This is a genomic window from Myxococcales bacterium, from assembly GCA_016706225.1.
Lineage (GTDB): Bacteria > Myxococcota_A > Polyangia > Polyangiales > Polyangiaceae > JADJKB01.
Window position 1 is genome coordinate 417,333 of record JADJKB010000022.1, and the last position, 11,623, is coordinate 428,955.

Consider the following 11,623-nt stretch of genomic DNA (forward strand, 5'->3'; position numbering starts at 1 on the left):
CGCGACGCACACGGTACGACGCGCGGTCGCTCGCCGCATCGGACGCGCTCACGCCAGCACCCCGCTCTCCTCGCGACCCGCACAGCCCATCCGTGCGCCGCGGGGAACCGGCTTGTCTCTGCTTCCTTGCGTTCCGTCCGCGACAGCGGCCGAGGGCCGGGCGAGGCGGGGGCACCTCGGCCGGACTCGAGCTGCGCCCTCCCCCGCGGCAGCGCAATCAGGGCTGCTCGCGCAGGCACGAGCGGCGGGCAAGATTTCCGGCGGCTTTTCAAGGAGGAATCGCCAGAGCAGCGCTCACCAGTCGGCGATCACCGCGCCCCACGTGAAGCCCGAGCCGAAGGCGACCATGGCGATCTTCATGCCGCGCTTCAGCCGGCCGCTTTGTTCGGCCTCCGCGAGCAGGATGGGGATCGTCGCAGCTGTGGTGTTTCCGTAGCGCTGAATGTTGGAGACGAGTTTGTCCTCGGTGATCCCGATCTGCTGCGCGATGTACTGATTGATGCGCAGGTTGGCCTGGTGGAAGAAGAACAGGTCGATGTCGTCGCGGGTCAGACCTTGGTCTGCGCACGCCTGCATCAGCACACCAATCATGCGTTCTACCGCGTTACGAAAGACCTGCTTGCCGTCCATCTGCGCCCACATGTGTTCAGCTGGGACCTGCCCGACCCCATTGGCGTCCACATCGATGAACGGTCGCTTCTTGATGTCCCAGACCTTCTGCGACAGCACGTCGGCAAAACGTCCGTCCGCACCGAGGTAGGTGCCGCGAATTCCGCGGTCCTCGTCCGTCGCGCTCACGACCACCGCACCTGCGCCGTCTCCGAACAGCGACGCCACCGTTCGACCTCGCACTGACAAGTCGAGCGCCGCCGAGTGGGTCTCGGCGCCTACGACCAAGACGTGTTTGGCCGTGCCCGCGCGCACCATCGACGAGGCGACGGTGAGGGAATAGACGAAGCCGGAGCACTGGTTCCTGACGTCCAGGGCCGGAACGAATTTGGCGCCATCGCCATCACACAAGCCGAGCTTCTTCTGCAGATACACGCCGGAGCCCGGAAAAGCATGATCCGGTGACAGCGTCGCAAACACGATCATGTCGAGGTCCCGAGGCTCGAGCCCCGCGCGCTCGATGGCTTGTTTTGCCGCTGGCACGGCCAGGTCGCTGGTGCCCACGCCAGGCTCTGCGAAGCGCCGCTCCTCGATCCCCGTGCGCTGCACGATCCACTCGTGGGTGGTGTCGATTCCGTACTCTTTCGCCAGAGCATCGTTGGTCACGATCTTCGGCGGAACATAGAAGCCGGTACCGGAAATGTAGGCGTTGGGCATCACCCGAGCGCATTACCCCTGGCCCGTCCGGCGTCAATCGGCGCGCGTCATCTCGAACAAAAACGCGGCCGCCGCCGCCGGTTTTTCCCGGTAACTTTTGCCGGGGCGGGCACACGCTGCTCAGAGTTTCACGCGCTGCAGGCCGCGGAGCTCGTCGAGAGGGTAGTGCGTACCACGCCAGGTGATGCCGCGCGCCGCACGGCATCGCCAGGTCGAGTTCAGCGCCATCACACACACCATCAGCACGCCCAGCGGAGCGAGCAGCGCCGGACCAACGCGTTGCCCCAATCGCCGGTGCAAGACCACGGCAGTTGCCACCACCATGCACCAAGCAAACCCGCCCAGGGCAGCCACGGGGAGATGCGGTGAGAACAGCGCGGCCACCATGCCGCCAACCATGCCGAACGCAATCGCCACTCGCATGAACACTCGGAGCACGCTGTAGTGGCCCATGATGGCGAACAGGTTCTTCTCGAGACCCCGACTCATCTCGCGCAGCGACGGGTACCAGAGCACGCCGATCTCGCTGGCCGCCAGCCACAGACCGGCACGGCCCTTGGCGCGGCGGAGCAAGAAGCCGAGACCCACGTCGTCCCCAACCTCCATGCGCAGCCACTCGAGGCCCTCACTCCGCTCCAGCGCCGCGCGCCGCACCAGGTTGAACGCGCCGACACCGACGTAACGCTCGGACTCGGGATCCACCAGCTCGTGGACCCGCAGGTTGGCGAAGAAGCCGATGCCGAACGCATCTACCGCCGCCGCCTGCCAAAACGATCCGGACCTGAGATCCGGCAGACAACACACGTGGTCGAGTCGCCGCGCGACGGCCAGGGCGACGGCCCGCCGGAGCACGTCGGGCTTCTGGTAGTGCACGTCCGCGTCCGTGAACAACACGAGCTCACCGCGCGAACGCTCGTAGCCACGGCTGAGCGCGTGAACCTTTCCCAGCCATTTCGGCGGCAGTTCGCTGACGTGCACCGCCGTGATGCGTGGATCGCGACCCGCCAGCTCGTCCACGACTTGCCCGGTCGAGTCCGTCGACCGGTCGTTCACCAGCACGATTTCCAGCGCTGGGTAGTCCTGAGCGAGCAAGGTCTCGAGCGCTTGCCCTAGCGTGCCGGCTTCATTGCACGCCGGCACCAGCACGCTGAGCTTCGGCCAGCTCTCGGGCTCCGGGGCGCGGGCCTCACCCAGCTGTTCCAGCGACACGAGCCCACGCATCGCGCTCAGCGTCACCGCCGAATACATCAGGCTCCCGAGTCCGGACCAGCCCGCAAGTACCCACTCGATTGGCGTCAACGCGAGCGAGGTTAGCGCACTTCGCCGCTGCCGCACGCAGACGAATCAGCTGTCGCCGGACAAAGCCACCTGCTCCGCCTCCGCACAGAAGCGCCCGTTCGAGTCCCGCACGACGACGGCGCTGGCCACTTTCGGGTCGTGGGTGAAGAACAGCCTTCCGCCGCGCGCAGCAAGGTCCGTCAAGAGGCGCTCCTTCTCGTCGATCAGGAGCTCCGGGAAACGGTCGTACCCCATGGTGATCGGGAGATGGACCCACGCCGTTCCCGGCACGAGGTCACCGGCGAACAGGAGCGGGCCGCCGGGCGTCGTGAGCTCGGTCAGCATGAGCCCCGTCGTATGGCCGTCGGAGAAATGAAAGCGGTAGCGGTCACCGAGCAATTCCGAGCGCTCAGCGTTCACAATTTCGAGGCGCCCGCTGGCTTCTAGCAATGCAGGCAGCTCGCTGATGAACGACGCGCGATCCCGTACGTGGGGTCGTTTTGCTCGCTCCCATGCCGCGCTCCCGACCAGGAACCTGGCATTCGGGAACAGCAACTGTGGCGGCTGGCCCTCGCAAAACGCCGCCAGCAACCCGCCCGCGTGATCGAAGTGCAGGTGCGAGAGCACGACCACGTCGATGTCCGTGTGCGAAACCCCGGCCGCCTGCAGACTCGCGAGTAGCTTGTGCTCGCCGTCGTCGACGCCGAAGCGTTCGCGGAGCTTGGGTGAAAAGAAAGCGCCGATACCCGCCTCGAACAGCACGTTCCGGCCCGACGCTTCGCGCGCCAGGAGCGCGCGGCAAGCGAGTGAAATGCGGTTCTGCTCGTCCGGAGGAAACCAGCGTGCCCAGACGGCGCGGGGCGCATTGCCGAACATGGCGCCGCCGTCGAGTCGCTGTGAATTGCCGAGGATGGACCAGAGCTTTGCTTGCGCCATCAGCACTCACAGCCCGCGGTCTTGCAGTTGAGCTTGACGGTGAGGGTGTAGCTGCCCGCGTCCCCGCTCGTCAGGCCGTCCACGACCAGATGGTACCAGCCGTCCTGGGTGACGTTGAGGCTCTTGTTGTAAGTGCCCGCGGCAGCCGGAGAGCAGAAGGTCTTCACGCTGCACGTCGTGTCGGAGCAATTCGCTCCGGACAAGATCTTGAACGTGCGATTGAACGACGTCGCCGTCGAGCACTTGCTTCCCTGAGTGAGCGCGACCGAGATGCTCTCGCCGGCGCGCAGGTAAATGCGGTAAGTGTGATCGCCGCCCAGATCTGCGCATCCAGTGCCGTAGCCGGTGCTGGCGTCGGCGAGATTGCAGGTCGTGTCCGTCTTCACGTAGCCCTGAACGCCGCTCGCGGTCGTACGCCCGATGGTGCGAGCCGCCGCGCAGCCAACACCGCTCGTGTTGCCGTCGGAGCAACCTTGAATCGAACAACCGCTGCCACCTCCCGAGCCTCCACCTCCCGAGCCTCCGCCGCCCGAGGCGCTCGTTCCGCCGCTGCCGCCGGGGCTGCCACCCCCTCCGACCGCGGTCCCGCCCGAGCCGCCTGCGCCCCCGCCACCCGTCGGGAAACCACCGGCCATGCCGGCGAGCCCGCCGCCGCCACCGCCTTGGGCAGTGCCGCCGTTGCTGGTCCCGCCCGCCGCGTTCGGATCCGTGACCTCTTCACCCGTGGCGCAGCCCATGACCACGACGAGGCCGAGCCAACACGATCGCATCGCCGCCATTCTACACCTCGGGAGCCCGGCCAGCGACGGCAACGAGGGCCGCTCTCAAGCGCCGGTGCCGATCGAGGCGCCGCGCGAAGTCCTGCTCATTGGTGGCTCCTTTCGCGCGGACGACGGCACCCAGAGCCCGCAGCTCGGCCTTGGACCACGAAGTGACCCCGGGCAAGGCGAGCGCGAGAGGCGCCCAACGCTCCCAGGCCACGCGTTCGTCCGGAGTGAGCTGACCGAGCACGACACCGGTGAGCTCGCCAAACTCCTCCGCACACACCCGCAGGCCGCGCTCACGGTCCGAACCGAATCGCTGCCCCAGATGACGACTGACAACGAGTGAAAATCGGGCGAGCGGTAACTTTCCGGCAACGTCGTTGCGAGGCTCAGCCAGATGATGGAAGAGGTACCCGGAGGCCAAGCGCCGGAGCACCGACCTCGACGAACGATGTTTCGGGTTCTTTGCGATCTTCCGGAGCTCCGAGCGGAGCAACTTGCTGGCGCCGGCGTCGTCGGGTTGGAACCCGAGCTTCTGATAAAACCAGAAGGCGCCGGCCGCGAGTGCGTCGGGGTTCTCGTGACCCAGCTGGTACGGATGAATCGAGAAGGACTGCGCGCCGAACAGGCGCCCAACGACACCGAGAGCGCGCACGTAGTGCTCCGCCGTCTCCGCGCCCCGGAACGTCGGGAACACGTGGTAGTTCACCTCCGCCGAGCCGAACAAAAGCGCGGCCTGAAAGTAGCCGACCGGAACGCCGTTCTTGATCAGCAGAAACACGTAGAGCGTCTCGACCAGCGCGCGATGTCTCGGCAGGAGGCCCATGCAGGTCATGACGAAACCATCGCCGGTGTCGATCAGCCGCACGTCGTCGGGGCTCGCGTACATGATCCCGTCGAGATCACGTCCGCGCGTGATGAGAGAGGTCCGCGCAAGCTCGATGGCCCTCCGCCCGTCCCGGGGCTCCAGGCGTCTGACGCTGCGCAGACGCCGCCTTAGACCGGTCGAGAGCGCGGGTCGCTTCTGGGCCAACGGCTGGGTCTGAAATGTGACTGGAGCGTCCGACAGCACGGCCAGCGTGCGGGTCGGCGCACCGCGCACGAGCTCGAGCCTGAGCGGCAGGGCCAGCTCGTTGTACAGACTCTCGCGCGCCCGCGCTGACATCGACAGCCGCGCAAAACGGCGCACCAAGAAGGTCGCGTCGGTCTCGCCTTCGCCGGGCAGTGCCGCGAGCCACTGGGTCAGCGACAGCCCTAGCTCCGGATCCAACGCTTCCGCCTCCGGCACGAGCAGCGGCAGCAGCGCCTCGAGACGCTCCCGCTCCCGGGTGCCAACCTCGGGCCAATCCACGTGGAGCTCCGCCGGCCAATGTTCGACGAGCCAGCACGCGGTGATCCAATGGAACGGAAAGCTCAGCGAGGTACCAACCACACCTGTGTCGGTGAGGGCCCTTCTGTGTTTGGTCGTATCCTTGCGCGCGGCGAAGTCTTCGAGCGCGCGCACCACACTGGCCCGAAGCTCGGCGTCGTCCGGATACGCGCGGGCGAAACACAAGACCTCGTGCAACCGCAAGAGCTCGGTGGCCTGACGAAGCGAGCTCTGCCCAAGCGTCGCGACGAGCTCGCGCTTCTGGGTCGCGAGGCCTGGCCCGAAATTGCGAGCGATGCGCTCGAGCTCGCGAAGTGCGTGCGAAGCCGACACGGTGGTCACGACTTCAGGGTGCGCCCTTGGGTTTCACCGAGTCGAGCAGCTCGAAGAAGGGCTTCTTGGCTCGCGCAACCGTGGCCTTCGGCCCGACGAGCTTGAAGAAGTGACTGCCGCTTGGCGCCTCGACAATGGCGCCGATCATCGCAAAGTCGGGCTTCGGCGTGGTCGGACCACCCGGCATGCCGCTCTTGTAGGTGCCCTGCTCGATCTCCACGATGCGCTGCGCCAGCCCGTTGGCCTTGCGCTCACTCTTCTTCACCTTGGTGTCGTCGATGCCCTCGAACTGCTGGACCCAACGCTCCACGTTGCGCTCGACCACTCCAGGTTTGTCGGGACCGAAATAGAAGACACCAACGTCGGCGGCCTCTTTGTCGCCATCGGCTGCCGGGACTTCGTAGGTCGCGTTCCGCATTGGCGACGTCGGCGGGAGCTTCTTCCAGAGTTTGGGGTCGTCCCAGGTCACCCCGATCTCCTTGGCGGCGCCGTGCGTGACCGAGGTCGGCACGGGTGCGCCAGCGCTCGGCGCTGCCGAGAGTGCGGGGGGCGCGTTCCCCGGCGCGGCGGTGTCTGCGACGGTCGAGCCGGGCGCGGCGGGTTTGTCACAAGCAACGAGGCTGAGTGCAAGGCAGACGGCGAACGGTCTCATCGCCGGCGCATGGTGCTGAGATCGCCAGGCGAGCGCAAGCTCAGTGTGGCTGTTCGTTCGAGCCCTGGACCGCGTGGTGCTCGGAGATCCGCCGCTTCACTTCCGCCATGTCCAGCGCGCGCACTTTCGTTACCAGGCCGTCGAGGGCCATCGCGCTCATCATGCCAGGTTGCTCGAAGATCAGGATCCCGTCCTTGAAGACCATCAGCGTGGGGATCGAGCGGACGTTGAAGCCGCCGGCCAGCTGCTGCTCGGCGTCGGTGTCGATCTTGCCCCAGACGATGTCCGGGTGTTTGGCTGCGAGTCGGTCGTAGATTGGTGCGAAGGCGCGGCACGGGCCGCACCATGAGGCCCACCAGTCGATGAAAACGATGCCGGGCTTCTCTACGGTGGCCTCGAAGTTGGCGGCGCTGAGCTCGGTGGTGTTCATGTTTTTCCGTCTCCAGGCCGGTGGGAGCCGGAGCCTGTGCGATTGGATTCGGCCGCGGTTTACGCCGGGCGAGGTCATGAGAGGGAAGCGGACCACCCACAGTATGGGGACCCCGGGGAGCAGGTGGGCAATTGGGGGGACGTGGGAGAATTTTCGAGGCTGCCGGAACTTCTTCCGGAGACGACTGTCTGCTCGGAACCTGTCGGGAGGTGCGTATGCGGTTCGATCGGGCGCTGATAAACGTCGACTTGTATGCCGTGTTGAAGATCCCCCGTCAGGCCACGCCTGAACAGATACGCCGGGCCCACCGGCGGCTCGCGACGATCAGCCACCCGGACTTGAACCCGAACGACATGAGCAGAGCTCAGCGTCGGATGGCGGAGATCAACGTGGCGGCCGGGGTGCTCATGGAGCCCTCACTGCGCTCAGCCTACGACCGTCTGCGCGCGGACTTGCATGAAGGTCGAGAGCCGGAACGGCGCGGGGTTCCCCACGCGCCCCCGGTGGATACGTCACACATCCGACTGGACGCCCGCGATCTCGAGTGGCTGGAGCGCCTCCGCTCGTGGCCGGCCCGCGCCAGCGCCAGCTTCGACACCTGGACCGAGAGCTGGACGCCGGAGTTCCGGATGATGTTCCTGTTCGCGTCGGTCGCCCTGGCGCTCGGTCTGATTCGTTCCGCCAAGCCGACCTCGCTGCCCTCACCGTTCGAAGAAGCCCGACCCGCAGCCACCGCAATGGCAAGAAGCTCGCCGACTTGAGTCAGCGCGCGCCTCTCGCGCGCTCGCACGGCGCTGCCATCCACGCGCGATTGGGCCCAACCCCCGAGCCGGGGTAGACTCGGGGGTCCCGACTCCTTCCGAGAATAAATGACGACCGTTTCGCGCATCGCGCACGAGGACGGGGGCTTCACACCGGCGGACGACGCTCGACCGTGGTGGCAGAGTCTGCCCCAGGACTTCAGCACATCGCGCGAACGCTTCGAGCTCGGGACGAGAGACCGATTCAAAGTCTCCGCGACCGCGGCCAGCGATGTCGTCCTTCGCACACTCGGCGCGTCGCTCGTCACTGCGCTGGCCGTGCCGGTGGGTTACCACCCGTTCGCCCTCGGACGCGCCCTCGCCGACCGCAAGCTCTACAGCACCCTCGCCGAGAGCCGCGATCCGGATCGCTTCTTTCTTCGCCCACCCCGTGACGTGAAGGTGTCGCGGCGCCGCGCGCGCCTCCCACTCTTTCGCCCCGGCGACGGCGTCTGCGAAGACCTGCGCTTCGAGAGCCCGTTCATTCCGGTGAACCCGCACGAGCGCCAGAGCTACCTACGTCACCGGCGAAACCGCTTCGCCCACGCCCGGCACTGGCGACACGGCGACACCGCCCGTCCCACGGTGATCGCGGTGCACGGCTTCTCCGCCGACCTCTACCACCTGAACGAGTGGTTTTTTGCCATCCCTTGGCTGTACCGCGAGGGCTACGACGTGCTGCTGGTCACGCTGCCGTTTCATGGCAAGCGCCAGACCCTGCTGTCGCCCTTCTCGGGCCACGGCTTCTTCGCTGGTGGCGTCAACCGCATCAACGAAGCGATGGGGCAGGCCATCTTCGACCTGCGCATCTTCATCGATCACCTCGAGGACCTCGGAGTCCCACGCTTGGGTGTGACCGGCGTGAGCCTGGGGGGGTTCACCGCAGCGCTGCTGGCGACGGTGGAACCGCGGCTCGCCTTTGCGATCCCCAACGTGCCGGTCACGAGCATCGCCGACCTCGTGCTCGAGTGGGAGCCAATCGCGAGCCTGCTCGGCCTCGCGCTGCGCGCAACGGGCAAGGACGTGCGCGACGCTCGCGAGCTGCTCTCGGTCAGCTGTCCACTCAGCTACCCACCCCGCATCGCGCGGGAGCGGCTGATGATCATCGGCGGAGTGGGTGATCGCCTGGCACCGCCCACGCACTCGCGACTGCTCTGGGACCACTGGCAACGCTGCCGGCTCCACTGGTTTCCGGGCAGTCACTTGATTCACCTGGACCGCGGCGACTACTTCCGGCAGATGCGGAAGTTCTTCCGCGAGATCGAGTTCAGCGCCGGCTGAAGGCTCACGGCTCGACGTGACGCGTGTAGCGCACGGACATCCTCGTGTCCGCGCTGCGCACCACCAGCTCCGTCTCCGTCTTTTCGACGACCTCGCGCACGAGCGTGGACCCGACGTTCTCGGCCTCACACGTGCTGTGAGCGATGTCGAAATAGATCACGCGCTCGGACACCCTCAGCTGCCCCGCGAGCTCGCAGGTCGGGCGATGGGACTGAGGCGGCAGGAAGATCTGAAACCGCCCCTCCCGCGTCACCGTGAGGCGCGTCGGGAGCTTGCCGTTGACCAACCCGTCCCAGCTGCCAACGAAGTAGAGATATGGGTCGTCCCGGTCCACCACCGCCATCGGCTCCCCGCGAGGGGGCGGCGCAGCGTCCGAGCGCTCGGGCGCCGGCTCCGTCGGGATCACGATTTCACCTGGAGCCCGACTGCCCCCGGCGCCCGCCGAGCAGGCACCCGCGAGGAACATCGAGACCACCAGCCAGCGCACGTCGCTGATATAGCAAAAATCACCTGACCCCCTTGACCAGCGTGATACACGGTGATACATCGTATCACGCCGTGACACAGAAACCCTCCGAACCCCCGCCCCCCGAGGCTGAAGCCACCGAATCCGACAGCGCCGAGGCTGACGGGGAGCCCAAGAAAGAGCGTGTACTTCACACGCGCATCCCCGCAGTGCTCGAGGGCGAGCTCAAGGCCGCCGCCCGCGCGCTCCGAGTCCCCGTCTCGAACCTGGTGCGAACCATCCTCGAGGACGCGGTCAACATCGCCGACCGAGCCTCGGAGCGCGTCGAGGACCGCCTGAGCCGCGCAGCAAAGACCGTGCATGACGAGCGCGGGCGCCTTCGATCCAAGGTCGAGAAGAAGGTCGATCTCGCCGACGTGGTCGCGTACCAGCCCGTCGTCGTAGCCAAGACGAGCGAGTGCGTGAAGTGCGGGGCCGCCCTCGATGAAGGTGATGATGCGGGGCTCGCAGTCGGGTCAATCCCAGGAGCCCCGCGCTTCGTTTGCACGACTTGTATGCCCGGGCGCTGAGCCCAGCCAACAAACTTCTGCGACACCGATTGCCTTGGCGAACATGCTGCTCGCCGAGTCGGGACGTGTGCGCGCGATCGCCAACGTGGCGCATGAATGGGAGATAGTCATGAACACTCAAACCAACACGAACGACACCCGCAACGAAACCAGCTCGGACGCCGAGCAGATTGCAGGCGCCTTCCTGCGCGTCGGCGCCGCGTGGGCACGATATGGATTGGGCATCGCGCGCGCGTCCGTTGAGACCAGCGCCCGAACCCTCGACGTGACTGCCGGTGCGCTCGGCACGCTGGCCAAACGTTTCGCAGACCTCGAGGAGCAGAAGCGCGCGGAAGACGCGCCCGATGCACCGATCGAGCCCAAACACGACAGCTGAAACAACGGGCGAAGCCCGGATACCCCCGGTACTCCCCCAGCAACGCGCGAAGGTTCCGAGCCAAAGACTTCCCGGCTGCTCGCCCGCGATGAACCCGTATATGCTGCGGCACCATGCGGATCCGGCCATGCTGTTTGCTCGTTGTTTCCCTCGGGCTCGCCCTGACTCAAGCCTGCGGCGGGGGCGGCGCGGGCGGCAGCGGTAGCGGAGAAAACCCCGGGGCCAAGGACCCGACTTCGGTCGAAGAGGACGAAGCGGCGGCCCCGGCAGCGAGCCCGGGCAAGGCGCCCGCGGCCGGGACCAAAGCGCTCGAGAAGCGCTCCGCATCGCTCACCTTCGATCTGACGTTGAAGAAGGGCGACACGGCAGGCGGCATGCAGGCCGGCAGCTGGTCGCTCGAAGAAGAACGCTCGCTGGAGGTGCTGGCGAGCGAAGGTGTGGCGGTGAACAAGCTGAGGGTCACGTTCGGGAAGCGTGAGTCCAAGCCGCTGCTCGGCGTCGAGCTCACCGCTGCGACCGCCGGCCACAGCTACGTCATCGACGCCAAGGCGGGCGACGCTGACATTCAACGCGCTGACGGCAAAGAGGTCAGCGGTGCCGAGCGCGACGCGCTGATGAGCGAGTACGCCTGGGTCGGCGGGCCGAGCCCGCTCTCCAAGTGGCTCGGTGAAGCCGGGCCGGCGGCGGGCAAGAAGCTCGACGGCGGCTCGGAAGAAGCGCGCGCCCTGTTGGGTGTGCTCGCTGGCGTCGATTACGCCGGCGCCAAGGTGAGTGTCACGTCGCAAGGCAAGAGCGGGAGCAGCCTGTCCTTGGAGGTGACCGCAATGGTGACGCTGGTGAGCGCACAGACCCGATTCGATCTGACACTGAACGGCCCAGCCAAGGTGGACCTGCAGAGCGGCTGGGTCAGCGAGCTTTCGCTCAAGGGCACGGCAAAGGCGAGCGGCAAGCTCCAGCACAAAAAAGGCATGCTCGACGTGACCGGCAAGGGCCAAGCCGAGCTCTCCCGCAGCATCGCGAAGTGAAACGCGGCGGGGCCGGAC

General features: G+C 66.7%; 13 protein-coding genes. 5 read left to right on the forward strand and 8 right to left on the reverse strand.

The window, feature by feature from the left end; all coding sequences use genetic code 11:
• Positions 1-294: 294 nt before the first annotated feature.
• The 7 genes from IPI67_32905 to IPI67_32935 all read right to left on the reverse strand — a co-directional run bounded on the left by IPI67_32905 (position 295) and on the right by IPI67_32935 (position 7,088).
• On the reverse strand, positions 295-1,326 hold the full coding sequence (locus IPI67_32905) for a ketoacyl-ACP synthase III (GenBank protein ID MBK7584977.1): 1,032 nt from the start codon (positions 1,324-1,326) through the stop codon (positions 295-297).
• A gap of 120 nt (positions 1,327-1,446) precedes the next feature.
• Complete coding sequence (locus IPI67_32910; protein ID MBK7584978.1) at positions 1,447-2,625, reverse strand: glycosyltransferase; 1,179 nt, start codon at positions 2,623-2,625, stop codon at positions 1,447-1,449.
• Between the two features lie 45 nt (positions 2,626-2,670).
• Positions 2,671-3,540 (reverse strand): MBL fold metallo-hydrolase, encoded by an 870-nt coding sequence (locus tag IPI67_32915; protein ID MBK7584979.1) that lies wholly within the window; start codon positions 3,538-3,540, stop codon positions 2,671-2,673.
• On the reverse strand, positions 3,540-4,310 hold the full coding sequence (locus IPI67_32920; GenBank protein MBK7584980.1) for a hypothetical protein: 771 nt from the start codon (positions 4,308-4,310) through the stop codon (positions 3,540-3,542). Before IPI67_32920 ends, IPI67_32915 begins: the two co-directional genes overlap by 1 nt.
• 10 nt (positions 4,311-4,320) lie before the next feature.
• Complete coding sequence (locus IPI67_32925; GenBank protein MBK7584981.1) at positions 4,321-6,006, reverse strand: hypothetical protein; 1,686 nt, start codon at positions 6,004-6,006, stop codon at positions 4,321-4,323.
• A gap of 13 nt (positions 6,007-6,019) precedes the next feature.
• The gene (locus IPI67_32930; protein ID MBK7584982.1) at positions 6,020-6,658 is read right to left on the reverse strand and encodes a hypothetical protein; all 639 of its coding nucleotides are present in this window, start codon (positions 6,656-6,658) and stop codon (positions 6,020-6,022) included.
• A gap of 40 nt (positions 6,659-6,698) precedes the next feature.
• Positions 6,699-7,088, reverse strand: coding sequence for a thioredoxin family protein (locus IPI67_32935; GenBank protein ID MBK7584983.1), 390 nt, complete (start codon positions 7,086-7,088; stop codon positions 6,699-6,701).
• Positions 7,089-7,303: 215 nt separating this feature from the next.
• On the opposite strand from IPI67_32935, the gene IPI67_32940 reads away from it, so the two are divergent.
• Both IPI67_32940 and IPI67_32945 read left to right on the forward strand, forming a co-directional pair.
• Positions 7,304-7,849, forward strand: coding sequence for a J domain-containing protein (locus tag IPI67_32940; protein MBK7584984.1), 546 nt, complete (start codon positions 7,304-7,306; stop codon positions 7,847-7,849).
• A 108-nt stretch (positions 7,850-7,957) separates the two neighbouring features.
• Positions 7,958-9,169: an alpha/beta hydrolase family protein gene (locus tag IPI67_32945; GenBank protein ID MBK7584985.1), complete on the forward strand. Its 1,212-nt coding sequence runs from the start codon at positions 7,958-7,960 to the stop codon at positions 9,167-9,169.
• 4 nt (positions 9,170-9,173) lie between these two features.
• Here IPI67_32945 and IPI67_32950 read toward each other — a convergent pair whose 3' ends face one another.
• Complete coding sequence (locus IPI67_32950; protein MBK7584986.1) at positions 9,174-9,656, reverse strand: hypothetical protein; 483 nt, start codon at positions 9,654-9,656, stop codon at positions 9,174-9,176.
• A 71-nt stretch (positions 9,657-9,727) separates the two neighbouring features.
• On the opposite strand from IPI67_32950, the gene IPI67_32955 reads away from it, so the two are divergent.
• The 3 genes from IPI67_32955 (at position 9,728) to IPI67_32965 (ending at position 11,605) form a co-directional block, all read left to right on the forward strand.
• Positions 9,728-10,204, forward strand: coding sequence for a hypothetical protein (locus IPI67_32955; GenBank protein MBK7584987.1), 477 nt, complete (start codon positions 9,728-9,730; stop codon positions 10,202-10,204).
• 43 nt (positions 10,205-10,247) lie between these two features.
• Complete coding sequence (locus tag IPI67_32960; protein ID MBK7584988.1) at positions 10,248-10,580, forward strand: hypothetical protein; 333 nt, start codon at positions 10,248-10,250, stop codon at positions 10,578-10,580.
• A gap of 113 nt (positions 10,581-10,693) precedes the next feature.
• The gene (locus IPI67_32965) at positions 10,694-11,605 is read left to right on the forward strand and encodes a hypothetical protein (GenBank protein MBK7584989.1); all 912 of its coding nucleotides are present in this window, start codon (positions 10,694-10,696) and stop codon (positions 11,603-11,605) included.
• Positions 11,606-11,623 lie beyond the last annotated feature (18 nt).